The organism is Pseudomonas sp. FP2300, from assembly GCF_030687595.1.
In the GTDB taxonomy this organism is placed as follows: domain Bacteria; phylum Pseudomonadota; class Gammaproteobacteria; order Pseudomonadales; family Pseudomonadaceae; genus Aquipseudomonas; species Aquipseudomonas bijieensis.
Window position 1 is genome coordinate 4,986,903 of record NZ_CP117440.1, and the last position, 14,270, is coordinate 5,001,172.

General features: G+C 61.5%; 13 protein-coding genes. 4 read left to right on the forward strand and 9 right to left on the reverse strand.

The features are described 5' to 3' along the window. Positions 1-17: 17 nt before the first annotated feature. The 4 genes from lpxK to PSH86_RS21980 all read right to left on the reverse strand — a co-directional run bounded on the left by lpxK (position 18) and on the right by PSH86_RS21980 (position 4,430). Positions 18-1,028, reverse strand: a complete 1,011-nt coding sequence (gene lpxK / locus PSH86_RS21965; RefSeq protein ID WP_305484890.1) for a tetraacyldisaccharide 4'-kinase — start codon at positions 1,026-1,028, stop codon at positions 18-20. After that, entirely contained in the window at positions 1,028-1,456 is a 429-nt protein-coding gene (locus PSH86_RS21970) for a biopolymer transporter ExbD (protein WP_013694002.1), read from the reverse strand. The genes lpxK and PSH86_RS21970 overlap by 1 nt, the downstream gene beginning before the upstream one ends. Next, a complete protein-coding gene (locus PSH86_RS21975) occupies positions 1,453-2,088 on the reverse strand; it encodes a MotA/TolQ/ExbB proton channel family protein (protein ID WP_162893858.1) in 636 nt (211 codons plus the stop codon). The genes PSH86_RS21970 and PSH86_RS21975 overlap by 4 nt, the downstream gene beginning before the upstream one ends. Before the next feature lie 95 nt (positions 2,089-2,183). Beyond that, on the reverse strand, positions 2,184-4,430 hold the full coding sequence (locus tag PSH86_RS21980) for a DNA internalization-related competence protein ComEC/Rec2 (protein ID WP_305484895.1): 2,247 nt from the start codon (positions 4,428-4,430) through the stop codon (positions 2,184-2,186). Between the two features lie 144 nt (positions 4,431-4,574). On the opposite strand from PSH86_RS21980, the gene PSH86_RS21985 reads away from it, so the two are divergent. Together PSH86_RS21985 and PSH86_RS21990 are read left to right on the forward strand one after the other, a co-directional pair. After that, the gene (locus PSH86_RS21985; protein WP_046063671.1) at positions 4,575-5,090 is read left to right on the forward strand and encodes a DUF2062 domain-containing protein; all 516 of its coding nucleotides are present in this window, start codon (positions 4,575-4,577) and stop codon (positions 5,088-5,090) included. Positions 5,091-5,188: 98 nt separating this feature from the next. Continuing rightward, a protein-coding gene (locus PSH86_RS21990; protein ID WP_122568800.1) for an IS3 family transposase occupies positions 5,189-6,411 on the forward strand; the annotation gives its coding sequence in 2 pieces (ribosomal slippage) (positions 5,189-5,540 and positions 5,540-6,411; 1,224 coding nt in all). Between the two features lie 140 nt (positions 6,412-6,551). On the opposite strand, the gene PSH86_RS21995 is transcribed toward PSH86_RS21990, so the two are convergent. The 4 genes from PSH86_RS21995 to PSH86_RS22010 form a co-directional block, all read right to left on the reverse strand. Further along, the gene (locus PSH86_RS21995; RefSeq protein ID WP_162893915.1) at positions 6,552-7,331 is read right to left on the reverse strand and encodes an ABC transporter permease; all 780 of its coding nucleotides are present in this window, start codon (positions 7,329-7,331) and stop codon (positions 6,552-6,554) included. Between the two features lie 2 nt (positions 7,332-7,333). Further along, positions 7,334-8,266: an ABC transporter ATP-binding protein gene (locus tag PSH86_RS22000; protein WP_116833155.1), complete on the reverse strand. Its 933-nt coding sequence runs from the start codon at positions 8,264-8,266 to the stop codon at positions 7,334-7,336. 136 nt (positions 8,267-8,402) lie between these two features. Then, complete coding sequence (locus PSH86_RS22005; protein ID WP_116834262.1) at positions 8,403-9,026, reverse strand: glutathione S-transferase family protein; 624 nt, start codon at positions 9,024-9,026, stop codon at positions 8,403-8,405. A gap of 44 nt (positions 9,027-9,070) precedes the next feature. Next, a complete protein-coding gene (locus PSH86_RS22010) occupies positions 9,071-9,730 on the reverse strand; it encodes a transglutaminase family protein (protein WP_305484900.1) in 660 nt (219 codons plus the stop codon). Between the two features lie 439 nt (positions 9,731-10,169). On the opposite strand from PSH86_RS22010, the gene PSH86_RS22015 reads away from it, so the two are divergent. Then, positions 10,170-12,617 (forward strand): acyl-CoA dehydrogenase, encoded by a 2,448-nt coding sequence (locus tag PSH86_RS22015; RefSeq protein WP_116833157.1) that lies wholly within the window; start codon positions 10,170-10,172, stop codon positions 12,615-12,617. Positions 12,618-12,717: 100 nt separating this feature from the next. Further along, positions 12,718-13,125: a PA2817 family protein gene (locus tag PSH86_RS22020; protein WP_003204309.1), complete on the forward strand. Its 408-nt coding sequence runs from the start codon at positions 12,718-12,720 to the stop codon at positions 13,123-13,125. Positions 13,126-13,209: 84 nt separating this feature from the next. On the opposite strand, the gene PSH86_RS22025 is transcribed toward PSH86_RS22020, so the two are convergent. Continuing rightward, the gene (locus PSH86_RS22025; protein WP_163857448.1) at positions 13,210-14,208 is read right to left on the reverse strand and encodes a LysR family transcriptional regulator; all 999 of its coding nucleotides are present in this window, start codon (positions 14,206-14,208) and stop codon (positions 13,210-13,212) included. Positions 14,209-14,270 lie beyond the last annotated feature (62 nt).

Below are 14,270 nucleotides of genomic sequence, written 5' to 3' on the forward strand. Positions count from 1 at the left end.
TCCCCTGGATGAAAGGTTTAAGGCAAAAGCCGATCCGGCAACAGGCGCATCAACTGCGTATCGAACCAGGCCGCGAAGGCCGGCGATGGCGCGGCGTCCACCGCCAGGTACCACCAGTCAGGTGCAGCAAAGGCACGGCATTTGACCGCATCCTTTTCCGTCATGACCACTGGCAGCGAAGGTGTGAAACTCAAGGCCTGGGCGCTGTATTCGGCGTGGTCGGCAAACCCGTGCGGTATTGGCCGCCAGTGTAGCGTTTCGAGGGTCTTGAAGAAACGCTGGGGGTTGCCGATGCCGGCCACGGCGTGCAAGGCCTGGCCAGGTGGAAAATGGTCGAGAGGACGGCGTTCGCCACTGGCCAGGTTCACCAGTTCGGTGGGGCGCAATTGGAAGGCAAAGCCGTCTTCGCGGTCGGCGCTGGCGCCGTTGTACAGCACGGCGTCGACCGATTGCAGGCGCTCGACCGGCTCACGCAATGGCCCGGCGGGCAGGCAACGGCGGTTGCCCAGGCCCCGGGCGCTGTCGATCAGCACCAGCTCAAGGTCCCTGGCCAGCCGATAATGCTGCAGGCCGTCGTCGGACAGGATCAGGTCCAGCGGTTCGGCCGCAAGCAATGCCTGGACCGCACGACTGCGATCAGGGTCGATCATCAACGGCACGCCTGTGCGCTGGACGATCAACAGCGGCTCATCACCGGCGACGTCGGCGCCCTGCTCGGCCGTGACTCGCCAGGGCAGTTGCGGCGGCTTGGCGCCATAACCCCGGCTGACCACGCCGACCCGCAAGCCGCTGCGCTGGCAATGTTGGATCATCCACAGGATCAGCGGCGTCTTGCCAGTGCCTCCGACCGTGATATTGCCCACCACCACCAGCGCCACGGGGGGCTGATAGATCTGCCCTTCACCCGCCAGGAAACGCTGGCGCTTGCCCACCACCACTCGTCGATACAACCACTCCAGCGGCCGTAGCAGGGTCAGGGCCGGGTGACCTTCGTACCACGCGGCAAGCAATCGATCGGACATGGCCATCAGGGTGCGGGAGCCGCCTCGACCGTGGTCATGCGCAGATGGCTGAAACCGAGCTTGCCGGCCGCATCCATGGCAGTGATCACCGATTGATGGGGGGTCTTGCCGTCGGCGCTGATGGACAGCGGCAGGTTGGTGTCGCCGCCAGACTCTTTTTGCAGGGCCTCGATCAGGCTCGCCAGGTCGCTCTTGGGCAGCAATTGGTTGTTCACCGAGAACGCCCCTTCGGCGCTGATGGTGATTTCCAGGTTCTTCAGTTGCTGGTCTTCGGCCGGCGAGCCGCTGACGGCCTGCGGCAATTCAACCTTGAGCTGGGTTTCCCGGGTGAATGTGGTGGTCACGACGAAAAACAGCAGCAGGATGAACACCACGTCGATCAGCGACGCGAGGTTGATCTCGATGTTTTCCCGTGGCTTGCGGCGGAATTTCACTTCTTGTCCCCAGCCAGGTCCACATCACGGTCACCTTGCACCACCTCGACCAGCTTGATGGCTTCCTGCTCCATGCCAACCACCAGTTCGTCCACGCGGCGTTGCAGGAACCGATGGAAGAACACGGCCGGAATACCCACCATCAGGCCGGCGGCAGTGGTGATCAGGGCCTTGGAAATCCCCCCCGCCAGTACCGCGGCGTTGGTGGTCATGCCCGAGCCGGTAAACGCACTGAAGATGTCGATCATGCCCAACACGGTACCCAGCAGGCCCAGCAGCGGGGACATGGCGGCGATGGTCCCCAGGGTATTGATGTAGCGCTCCAGTTCATGGATGACCCGGGCGGCGGCTTCCTCGATGCACTCCTTCATGATCTCGCGACCATGCTTGGAGTTCGCCAGTCCGGCGGCGAGGACTTCGCCCAAGGGCGAACTGGCCCGCAGTTCCTTGAGCTTGTCCTTGTTCAGTTGCTTGTCCTTGATCCAGACCCAGACCTGCCCGAGCAGATGCTCCGGGGTCACGCGGCTGGCCCGCAGGGTCCACAGGCGTTCGGCAACGATACCCAGTGCCGCGATGGAACTCAGAATGATCGGCAACATCATCCAGCCGCCGGATTTGACCAATTCCCACACAGTGACTGCCCCCTCGAAAAAGTGCGCCACTTTATCACACAGACTCGCCTTGCAGACCCGCCCCGCCGATAAGCGCATCAGCCGATTGCGCTGGATCAATATTGCCCCGGTGGCCCGACTGTTGGCCGATCGCGCCAGTAACGTCGGTGTCCGGCCTCTGTGCGCGGCAGCTCGAAAGCCCCCAGTTGCAGACGAATGGCGCCCTGCTCGGCGCTGTCGTAGATCGCCAGGCCCGAGCGTCGATAGCGGGCCATCACCTGCGGATGGGGATGGCCGAACGCGTTGCCCTGCCCTCGGGAAATCAACACCGAATGCGGCTTGAGACGTGACAGCAGCGCCATCGACGACGAACTGCGGCTGCCATGGTGAGGCGCGGCCAGCCACTGGATCGGTAGTGCCAGGGCCTCGTCGAGCAAGGCGCGTTCGGCATGGATGTCGATATCGCCGGTCAGCAGCAAGCGTTCACCGCCGGCCTCCACCAGCAAGACACAGGATTTCTGGTTGCTTTCGACAGCAGAGGCCCATCGCCATAGCTCGAACCCTACCCCGTCCCACTCCCAGCGCCGGCCACTGTCACAAGGCCCGGCCAGCAACTCGGCGGGCAGCGCATCGGGATCGCCGCTGATCACTTCCCTCGTCGGCAGCCCGTTGCGTACGGCCGGGGCACCACCGGCATGATCGGCGTCGGCATGGCTGAGCAGCATCAGGTCCAAGCCTCGAACCCCCAGTTTGCGCAAGGTCGGCAGGACGACCCGCTCGCCCACATCGGCCTCGCCAAAACGCGGCCCGGCGTCGTATAGCAGGGTGTGCCGTCGGGTCCGCACCAGCACCGCCAGCCCCTGGCCCACATCCAGTTGCCAGATCTCGGCTTGCCCTGGCGGCAGGTGTTCTCGCGGTGGAAAAACCATCAGCAACACCATTGGCCACCCCAGTACACGTAGCGGCACACCTTTGGGCAACAGCAGCAGAAAAGCGCCGAGAACGGCGATACCCAGGGCCCAGTTCGGGACTGCGGCCGGGACCCAGGCCGGCATTCGTCCGGCGACCAGCGTCAGCCCCTTGAACAACAGATCGAGCAGTCCGCCGGCGATCCACAGCAGTCCTTCGCCAATGAGAGGGACCGGCAACAACGCCGTACCGAGCAGCGCCGACGGCAAGACCAACAGGCTGATCCAGGGCACCGCGAGCAGGTTCACCAGCGGCCCGCTGAGACTGACCGGCAACCCCACGATCAACAACAACGGACACAGGCCGACCGCGACCAGCCACTGGGCACGGGTCCAGGTTTGCCACCAGCGCCAGGATCCCAGGCGACCGCCAAAGGTGAACATCAAGATGGCGACAGCCGCAAACGATAACCAGAACCCTGGCCGCAGGTTGGCCAGCGGGTCGAACACCAGCACTCCGGCGAAGGCCAGCAGCCACGCCCACCACGGATCTGGCTGCTTGAAGCGCAAGCGCCACAACAACACCAGGCCGATCATCGTGCAGGCCCGCCGCACCGGCACCTCGAACCCGGCGAGCAAGCCGTAGCCCAGGGCGGCGCAGAAGGCCAGCGCGCAGGCCCAAGGCAACCACGCCAGACCTGCCGGCCACAGGCCATAGCGCGCCGCGCCAGCTACCAACAGGTAAACCAGGCCGGCAAGCAGGCCGATGTGTTGCCCGGAGATCACCAGCAAGTGGACGGTGCCGGTGTCTTGCAGCACCTGCCAATCTTCGCGAGTCAGCCCGCCGCCGTCGCCCAGAACCAGCGCTGCCAGCGCACCGGAGCGGCCGTGGGCGTCGACCTGTGCCAGCGCCTGGCGCACCTCATCCCGCCAGGCGCCCCGGGCCGCCTGCAAAAGACGGCCGTCCTTGATCGTACCGGTCGCGCCGATGCCGCGACTCAACAACCAGGCTGAATAATCGAAGCCGTGTGGGTTCAGCAACCCGGCGGGTCGCTTGAGTTTCACCGCCAATCGCCAGCGCTCGCCGCTGTTGACCGGCGGGCCACCGAACCACGCGAGACGCAGTGTCGTCGGTAGCCGGGTACGACGTGAACGGGCATCAGCCAGTTCGAAACGCACCACGCCATCGCCCTGTTGCGGCAAACCGACGACGCGCCCCTCGACCCAACGGGTTTCTCCATCGAGCGCGACGGATAACCGATCGTCCAGCGCAAACTGCGCCGACAGACAGGCCCAGGCCAGCCCGAACAGGAAGAAACCCAGCGGATAGGTTCGAAACGGCAACGCCATCAATGCCACTACCGGCATGGCTGCAATCAGCCACAACGGTGGCAGTGCCGGTAAAAAAATCGGGGCCAACAGCCCCAGTGCAAGCGCGACTAACCCTGTGCGCATAACCCGTCCTTGAGAGTGCCCTCTCCAGGCATAGACGGTCCATGGCACTGCCGGCGTTATCAATTGTCACAAAGTCTGAATCTGCCAGCCGTAGAATCCGGACATACTTGCGGCCTCACTGCGTTGAACCGACCGAGAAGCCTTATGCCCCGGCGCCTATTCAAACGTTACATGCCAGACCCAGAGAGCATCCGGGAACACAAATCCTTACGTTTTCTCGGCACCCTGCTGCACGACCCCAACCTTTGGCACCTCAATCGGCACTCCGTGGCCCGGGCGATGGCTGTTGGCCTGTTTGCCGCGTTCTTGCCAATCCCGTTGCAAATGTTGCTGGCCGCCGCATTGGCCGTCACGGTGCGCGGCAATATGCCGATCGCGGTGAGCCTGGTGTGGCTGACCAATCCGATCACCATGCCGGCGGTGTTCTTCTGCACTTACCAGACCGGCGCCTGGCTGATGGACGTGCCCGCCCGGACATTGCCCGAAGAACTGACCTGGGAATGGATCAGCGGCCAGTTGTCCACCTTGTGGCAGCCGTTCCTGCTCGGTTCGGTGGTGACCGGCCTGGTACTCGGCGCCCTGGCCTACTTCGTCACCATGAGTTACTGGCGCTGGTGGGTGGCCCGGCAGTGGAGGCGGCGCAAGAAAAGCCGAATGTGAAATGCAAAAAGGCCTCCTGGGAATGGAGGCCTTTTTTTGGTGCGTTGTCTCGTCCTGAATAAGGTTTACACCTTCTGACCTATCCTCAGGAGGAACCAATGGATTCAGGAAGAAGGCGTAGTCAGCGTGATTACACGCTGGGCTTTAAATTGGCGGTTGTCGATCAGGTTGAAAAGGGCGAACTGAGTTATAAAGAGGCTCAACGGCGTTATGGGATTCAGGGCCGGTCGACTGTGTTGGTATGGTTACGCAAGCATGGGCGGCAGGACTGGAGCCAAGGCGCCTCCATTCGTGCCCAGAGGAACCGACCGATGGCCGAGCCAAATTTGCCGCTGACACCAGAGCAGCGAATCAAGGAGCTGGAAGAAAAGCTGGCCCTTGCCAACCAGAAAGCCCAATTTTTTGAAGCTGTCGTTGACGTGCTGAAAAACGATTACGGTGTTTCTGTCGTAAAAAAGCGATCCGGCAAGTCCTCAGCCAAGGGCAAATCGAAGGCCTGAGTGTCACCAGGGCTTGCCAGTTTCTGGGCATCTCACGGCAGGCGTATTACAAGCGCAATCGAGCTTACGACGCGCAAGCTAGCCATGCGCAAAAGGTGCTGGGGTTTGTGCTGGAGGCACGCCTTGAAATGCCTCGGTTGGGCACCCGTAAGCTGCATGGGCTAATGCAAGCCGAACCTGAACTAACGCAAACGGTAGGCCGAGATCGATTGTTCGATATTCTGCGAGACCATCGACAACTGGTCCCACGCAAACGCGCTTATCACAAGACTACCGACAGTCATCATCGCTTCCGTCGACATCCGAATCGGCTCAAGCCCGGCCCTGACCAAGTCACTGCCACCGGCCCGGAACAGGTGTGGGTGGCGGATATAACCTATTTACCGACCGAGCAAAGCGTCGCTTACGTAAGTCTGGTCACTGATGCGTTCTCGCGCAAAATAGTCGGCCATCATGTGCATGAAAGCCTGCATACCGAGTCAGTCATCCGGGCGATGACGAAAGCTCTTCGACACCGAAGAACCAATCAGCCACTGGTACATCACTCCGATCGGGGCTCGCAATACTGCTCTGATCTCTACCAAAAGCTGCACGCCAAGCATGGCGTCAGGTGTTCGATGACGGATGGCTACGACTGCTACCAGAATGCCCTAGCGGAACGAGTGAATGGGATTCTGAAAACAGAATTTCTTTTACACCGTCCCAAAGACCTCGCCCAAGCCAAGCGCATGGTTGAGGAATCGATAGAAATCTATAACCGTAAGCGACCTCATTTGGCCCTGAAATACAAAACGCCCGATGCGGTGCATCGGGCGTTTTGAGACTGAAACAGGTGTAAACCTATTTCAGGACTAGACAGCGCTTGCTGATGCCATCGCGAGCAGGCTCGCTCCCACAAGGTAACGCATTTCAATGTGGGAGCGAGCCTGCTCGCGATATATCAGTCAACACACCTGCTGGATCAGGTACGCATCCCGCGCCCGCTGACCAGCAACCGCGCACAACCGATGTAGAGCACTACGGTCGCGACCAGCATGAAGGTAATCGCGATGCTGATCTTGATGTCCGACACCCCGAGGATGCCGTAGCGAAAGGCGTTGACCATGTGCAGCACCGGGTTGGCCAGGGACACGGTCTGCCAGAACGGTGGCAGCAGCGAGATCGAGTAGAACACCCCGCCCAGGTAGGTCAGCGGCGTGAGCACGAACGTCGGGATGATGGAGATGTCATCGAAGTTGCGCGCAAACACGGCATTGATGAAACCCAGCAATGAAAAGATCGTCGCCGTGAGCACCACCACCAGCACCGTCACCCCCAGGTGATGCACCTGCAGATGGGTGAAGAACAACGACAGCAGGGTCACGATCAGGCCCACCGCCAGCCCCCGCAACACACCGCCCAGGGTGTAGCCGATGAGGATCGTGTGGGGCGACACCGGCGAGACCATCAGTTCTTCGATCGAACGCTGGAACTTGCTGCCGAAGAAGCTCGACACCACGTTGCCGTAGGAGTTGGTGATCACCGACATCATGATCAGCCCCGGCACGATGTAGTCCATGTACGTGAAGCCGCCCATGTCGCCGATCTGCCGGCCGATCAGGTTACCAAAGATCACGAAGTACAAGACCATGGTGATGGCTGGCGGCAGCAGCGTCTGCGGCCAGATCCGCGTGAAGCGCCGGACTTCACGGTAAACGATGGTATTGAGGGCGATGAGGTTGGGGCGCAGTTCAGAACTCATGCTCATACCGCCACCTTCGCCAGATTTTTCTCCACCAGGGACACGAACAACTCCTCGAGGCGATTGGTTTTGTTGCGCAGGCTCTGCACTTCAATGTTTTGCAGGGCCAGTTGGGTGAACAGCCCGGTGATACCCACGGTTTTGTCCACCTGGACTTCCAGGGTGTGGCTGTCGACCAGGCGGGCCGGATAGCCGATGAGCTGGGGGGCGGTCTTCAGGTCGTGTTTCAGGTCCAGCACGAAGGTTTCCACATGCAGTTGGCTGAGCAACTGGCGCATGCTGGTGTTCTCGACGATGGTGCCGTGGTCGATGATGCCGATGTTGCGGCACAATTGCTCAGCCTCTTCCAGGTAATGGGTGGTGAGGATGATGGTGATGCCTTTCTGGTTCAGCTCGGTCAGGAAGCTCCACATCGAACGACGCAACTCGATGTCCACGCCAGCGGTCGGCTCGTCGAGGATCAGCAGCCGCGGTTCATGCACCAGCGCCCGGGCAATCATCAGTCGCCGCTTCATGCCGCCGGACAATGAACGGGACGGCACGTCACGCTTGTCCCACAGGCCCAACTGAGTCAGGTATTGCTCGGCGCGCTCGTTGGCGATCTTCGGCGGGATGCCGTAGTAGCCGGCCTGGGTCACGACGATGTCGAAGGTCTTTTCGAACTGGTTGAAGTTGAACTCCTGGGGCACCACGCCAATGCAGCGCTTGAGGGCGGCGGGCTCGCGGTCCAGGTCATGACCAAAGACATTCACCGTGCCGCTGGTCTTGTTCACCAGGGTGGAAAGAATGCCGATGGTGGTGGATTTGCCGGCACCGTTAGGGCCGAGCAAGGCGAAGAAATCACCTTCGGCGACGTCCAGATCGATACCACTCAAGGCCTGGAAACCGTTGCCGTAGGTTTTGGTTAGCTGCCGGATGGACAGAGCGGAACTCATATCGGATTACGCACCAAGAAGGGAGGGAAGAAAACAATAGATAAGGGCGGGCGGCGAGCAATGCAACCACGGCGCGCGAAGGCAATGGTGCGTGGCGTCGCCGCACAAGTACAGTCAAGTGTGTCGATAGTAAGTATTAAGTCAACGCGGTCATGACGGCCTTGCGGTAGGCCGGACGCTGCTGCAACCGCGCGTACCAGGCCCCTACGCCAGGTAGCTCGGCGCGCTGGATGGGCATCTCGAACCAGGCATAAATGAAACTGCCCAGGGGAATGTCGCCCATGCCGATTTCATCACCCGACAGGTAGGGCTGTTCGCTCAAGGTTCGCTCGACCATCGCCAACAAGTCATCGCACTCCTTGATCGCCGCGTTGATGGCCGCCCAGTCCTGTTGCTCGGCCGGGGTGCGCAACACGCCCCAGAACACCGTACGAAACGGTGCGGCAAAGCTGGACGTGGTCCAGTCCATCCATTTTTCAGCCTGGGCCCGTGCCTGCACGTCAGCGGGATACCAGGCCGAACCCGACGCATGGCGAGCAGCCAGGTACCGCACGATGGTGTTGGATTCCCAGAGCACGAAACCGTCGTCCTCGATCATCGGCACGCGGCCGTTGGGGTTTTTCGCACGGTACTCGGGCGTGTCCACCACCCCGAATGCCCCGCCCGCATCAATGGCCTGGTAGGCCAGTCCCAACTCTTCCGCGCACCACAACGCCTTGCGCACATTCGATGAATTTTTCCGGCCCCATATCTTCAGCATCACGGCGTCCTCGATGGATAAATGCCGCCGCAGCATACGCCGGATCAGGCGCGACTCAAATCGCCCTGCATGTCGCCGAGCAGGAGCGGCACCTGCTCGCCAAATAGATGCGGATAGCATTTCTCCAGGTGTTCGAAGAAAAACGCCTCGGGCACATCGGTGTACTGACCGTGGTCGGTGACGTATTCCATCAACTTCGCCCCTTGTCGATTGAACGGGTGGAAAACGCTGTCGTGACGACCGTCGAATTCCAGCGGAGCCACGTCGAACAACTCGCACAGCCCCTGGTTGAAAGCCGGCGTCGCCTTGACCCAGCGGTCGTTCAGGTACAGCTCGGTATAACCATGCATGGCGAACACGTCGCTCCTGAGCAATTCCAGCAGGCGTGGGGTGGACAGGTGGTTGCGCACATCCGCCAGGCCGATACGCGCCGGGATGCCGCAATGCCGGGCACAACCGGCCAGCAAGGTGGCCTTGGGCACGCAATAGCTTTCACCGGAAACCAGCGCATGACTGCCGCGCAGGGTCGCCGGGTCGCGACTGAAGGTATAGGGGTTGTACCGTACCGCCTCGCGCACGGCGTAATACAGGCTGACCGCCTGGGCCAGCGGGTCGCGCTCGGCACCGCGGTGGGTTTCGGTGAAGTCGATGACCGCAGGGTGATCGCTGTCGATGAAGGGGCCGGGGTTCAGGTATTGCTGCATAAAAGGAAAGCCTCTCGGGAAACATCACTCCCCCTCAGGGTCGAACTCGGTCTTTGTGGCGAGGGGATTTATCCCCGCTGGACGCGAAGCGGCCCTAACCCTGACACCTCGGTGTGCCAGGCAGATTGAGTGGGCCTGCCTTGGGGCTGCTTCGCAGCCCAGCGGGGATAAATCCCCTCGCCACAAGTACTGTGTTCGGCTGGGGCTGACTGTGTCCGAGTTTATCCACAGCCCCCGCCCAGCGATAACGGCATTCCGGCCAAACAATGGCGTTTTCTCACCTTGTTAACGAACGATTTCCCACGGCTGTTGCCAACCAGACTGGCGCAATACAACTGGGGTTTCCCACGAAATCAATCACATCGCGCTGACCACCGGTTTTGCAGATGCCGTCTAAGCTCTGAAGGTCGGTTTTGCCTTGGTTCACGGAGGATTACATATGCTGTTGTTGTGGATACTGGTGCTGATCGTCGGGATCGCCTGGCTGGCGCATCGGCGCACCGACCCGCTACCCGCGCTAGGTATCGTCGCGGTCTACCTGTTGGCCATGGGCATTTTCAGCCATGCGCCCGGCTGGCTGCTGCTGATCCTCTGGGTGGTACTCGCCGCCGTCGCCGCCCCGTTGCTGCTGCCAGACCTGCGCCGCCGATACTTCAGTGCGCCGATGTTCGACTGGTTCCAGAAAACCCTGCCGCCCATGTCCCAGACCGAGCGCGACGCCATCGATGCCGGCACGGTGTGGTGGGATGGCGAACTGTTCAGCGGTCGTCCGGATTGGGACTTGTTGCTGGCCTATCCCAAGGTGCAACTGACCGAGGAGGAGCAGGCTTTCCTCGACGGCCCCACCGAAGCACTCTGCGCGATGGTCAGCGACTGGCAGATCGGCCAGGCCATGGACCTGCCGCCTGAAGCCTGGGCCCACATCAAGGAGCACGGGTTTTTCGCGCTGATCATTCCCAAGGAATACGGCGGCAAAGGCTTTTCCGCTTACGCCCACTCCCAGGTCGCGATGAAACTGGCCACCCGTAGCGGCGACCTGGCCTCCACCGTGATGGTCCCCAACTCCCTCGGCCCGGCGGAACTGTTGCTGCACTACGGCACCGATGAACAACGCGACCATTACCTGCCGCGACTGGCCCGTGGCGACGATATTCCCTGCTTCGCCCTGACCGGGCCACTGGCCGGCTCCGACGCCGGGGCGATGCCCGACACCGGCATCATCTGCAAGGGTGAATGGCAAGGCCAGGAAACCCTCGGCCTGCGCCTGAACTGGGAAAAGCGCTACATCACCCTCGGTCCGGTGGCCACCCTCCTCGGCCTGGCCTTCAAGGCTTATGATCCTGACCACCTGCTGGGGGATGAAGAAGACCTGGGCATCAGCCTGGCCTTGATTCCCACCGATACCCCTGGCGTGCATATCGGTCGCCGTCACCTGCCGTTGGGCGCCGCGTTCATGAACGGGCCGAACTGGGGCAAAGACGTGTTCATCCCCCTGGACTTCCTCATCGGCGGCCAGGCGATGCTGGGCAAGGGCTGGATGATGCTGATGAACTGCCTGTCGGTCGGGCGCTCGATTTCCCTGCCGGCGGTGGGCACCGGCGCGGCGAAGTTCACCAGCCTGGTGACGGGGCAGTACGCCCAGGTGCGCGAGCAATTCAACGTACCGCTATCGGCGTTCGAAGGTATCCAGGAAGCCATGGCGCGCATTGGTGGCAACGCCTGGTTGATGGACGCGGCACGCATGCTGACCGCCAACGCGGTGGACCTGGGGGAAAAGCCTTCGGTGCTGTCGGCCATTCTCAAGTACCACCTGACCGAACGCGGCCGCGAGTGCATCAGCCACGCCATGGACGTACATGGCGGCAAGGGCATCATCATGGGCCCGAACAATTACCTGGGGCGTAGTTGGCAAGGTGCGCCGATCTTCATCACGGTCGAAGGCGCGAATATCCTGTCGCGCAATCTGATGATCTTCGGCCAGGGCGCCATTCGCTGCCATCCGTTCGTGCTCAAGGAAATGGCCCTGGCAACCCGTGAAGACAAAGACCAGGCGCTGGTCGAGTTCGATGCCCTGTTGCTCAAGCACATTGGTTTCGCCGTCAGCAACGCCGCCAGCACCCTGGTGCTCAATCTGGGCCTGGGGCATTTCGAGAAAGCCCCCGGCAATACCCTGAGCCAGGGTTACTTCCGCGCCCTCAACCGGCAGGCAGCGGCATTCGCCCTGCTGGCGGACCTGAGCATGATGTTGCTGGGAGGTGAACTCAAACGCCGTGAACGCCTGTCGGCCCGCCTGGGCGATGTTTTGAGCAACCTTTACCTGGCGTCCGCGGCGCTCAAGCGCTATCACGACCTGGACTCGCCGGACCACATGGCGCCGCTGTTCACCTGGGCCATGGAGGAAAGCCTGGGCCAGTCGGAACGTGCGCTGGATGAGCTGCTGAGCAACTTCCCCAGTCGGGTGCTCGGTTGCCTGTTGCGCCTGGTGGTGTTCCCCTTCGGTCGTCGTCACAAGGGCCCGAGCGACAGGCTCGACGCCGAGGTGGCGGCGGTCATCGGCCGGCCCAAGGGTGACCCGACCCTCGAAGAGTTACTGCAAGGCTGCTATCGCCCGCAATCGAGTGACGATCCGGTGGGCGCCCTGCAACACGCCGCCGACCTGCTGGCTGCCGCCCATCCGCTGCACAAGAAGCTGCACGGAGCGCTCAAGCAGGGTCAGCTCAATCCGGCGCCAGGCGAACCGCTCATCGATGCGGCCCTGGAAACGGGTGTGCTACAAGCCGGTGAAGCACAGACCTTGCGCGCGGCCGAGGCGGCGCGGCGCAAGGTCATCGACGTGGATGACTTCGATAAGGAAGAGCTGACGCTGGCGCAAGACAAGGTTCGTTGACGACGAGCCGGTAGACCCGTCACCTATAGCTCTCTACCTATAAAAGCGGGCGCAAGGGCTTTATACTCCTGCGCCCGTTTTACTCTTGAGGACTTATCTCGTGTCCAATGTCGTTGCCGATCACCTTGTCTTGCTTGACCACTTGCGCAGCATCCTGGTCGCCGTGGGTGAGGCCGAACAGGTGCCCGAAGAAAGCCACGCCTTGTTTCTGGAGCGCTTCGACGAGTTACGCGCGCAACTGCCCGTCGACCCGATCGAAAGCCAGTACCTGGGCCAGGACCTCCTGTGCCAGGTGATCGTCCGTTACCCACAGATCGCCCACCTGGTGCCTCGCGACCTGCTCTGGTACTTCGCCGGTGACTGCCTGCACTACATGCCCGACGAAGAGATCGCCCTGTACCAGGCCCTGGAGGAACGTCGTTTCGAAGCCGAGCAAAACGACGAGCCCTTCGACTGGAACCAGGAAAAGCAGTTGCTGGCGATGTCGGACCAGGACAGCAAGCACTGATCGCGACCGGTCATGCAAAGGCCCGCACGGTTAACCCGGCGGGCTTTTTTTTGCCTAGCCAAAGTGTGTCGCCTGGACGGGCCGTCAGTACAACCCATCACTCTCCGGCAACTCATAGTGCGCCGCGACATTGCTGGGACGATTCCCACTGCCCACCTTGTCCAGGGTCGGCTCCTTCTCCAGGCACGCCACCAGATAATCAATGAACACTCGCAGCTTGGGTGGCAGGTAGCGAGTCGGCGAATGCAGCAACCACAAGCCACCGTGGTAGGAAGCCAGGAACGTCCAGTCGGCCAATACCTGCACGATCAAGCCTTGCTCCAAGGCATGACGGGCCGTGAAATACGGCAGGCTGCCGATGCCGATGTGCTGCAGGACGGCCCCCAACCGCACACCCGTGTGATTGGCCGCGTAGCGTCCGTGCACGCCTACGGTGACGGACTTGCTCCCTTTCTTGAATTTCCAGCGAGCGTCGTTCGGAGTTGCCCCCAGGTAAATGCAGCTGTGCTCCAACAAGTCGTGGGGATGCGCGGGAGTACCGTGTTCAGCCAGATACTGCGGCGTGGCGCAGAGCAGGTGATCGATGGTCAACAACTGACGCCCCACCAGCCCGACCGGCGGTTGATCAGTAATCCGGATGGCCAGGTCGACGTGATCGTCGATCAGGTCAACCTGCCGATCCTCCAGCAACAGTTCCACATCGACCTTCGGGTAGCGACGCAAGAATTCAGGCATGTGCGGATGAATCACGAAACGCCCCACCGCCTTGGGCACGCTGACGCGGATGCGCCCTTCAGCCTCCTGGGTGAACTGGCCGCTGATTTCCATCACCGACCGAGCGGCGGCGACCATCTCCTGGCAGCGCTTGAACACCTCTTCTCCGCCATCGCTCAAACGCAACTTGCGGGTGGTGCGTTGCAACAGTCGGGTCGCCAGGGCTTTCTCCAGGCGGGAAATACTGCGACTGATGGCCGACGGTGATGAGCCCAACTGACGGGCCGCCTCGGAGAAGCTGCCGGTTTCCACGACCTTGACGAAGATGGCCATTTCGGCCAGCAGCGGCAACGGTAGATTTGTGCTCATGACGCAACAGTCCTTTGAAATTTGAACGGATTATCACCCTTTTACGCCCTACCTATAATCCC

Bases quoted from the DNA above. Each gene is read 5' to 3' on its own strand.
- lpxK (WP_305484890.1), bottom strand. From the start codon at position 1,028: ATGGCCATGTCCGATCGATTGCTTGCCGCGTGGTACGAAGGTCACCCG.
- PSH86_RS21980 (WP_305484895.1), bottom strand. From the start codon at position 4,430: ATGCGCACAGGGTTAGTCGCGCTTGCACTGGGGCTGTTGGCCCCGATT.
- PSH86_RS21985 (WP_046063671.1), top strand. From the start codon at position 4,575: ATGCCCCGGCGCCTATTCAAACGTTACATGCCAGACCCAGAGAGCATC.
- PSH86_RS21995 (WP_162893915.1), bottom strand. From the start codon at position 7,331: ATGAGTTCTGAACTGCGCCCCAACCTCATCGCCCTCAATACCATCGTT.
- PSH86_RS22000 (WP_116833155.1), bottom strand. From the start codon at position 8,266: ATGAGTTCCGCTCTGTCCATCCGGCAGCTAACCAAAACCTACGGCAAC.
- PSH86_RS22005 (WP_116834262.1), bottom strand. From the start codon at position 9,026: ATGCTGAAGATATGGGGCCGGAAAAATTCATCGAATGTGCGCAAGGCG.
- PSH86_RS22010 (WP_305484900.1), bottom strand. From the start codon at position 9,730: ATGCAGCAATACCTGAACCCCGGCCCCTTCATCGACAGCGATCACCCT.
- PSH86_RS22015 (WP_116833157.1), top strand. From the start codon at position 10,170: ATGCTGTTGTTGTGGATACTGGTGCTGATCGTCGGGATCGCCTGGCTG.
- PSH86_RS22025 (WP_163857448.1), bottom strand. From the start codon at position 14,208: ATGAGCACAAATCTACCGTTGCCGCTGCTGGCCGAAATGGCCATCTTC.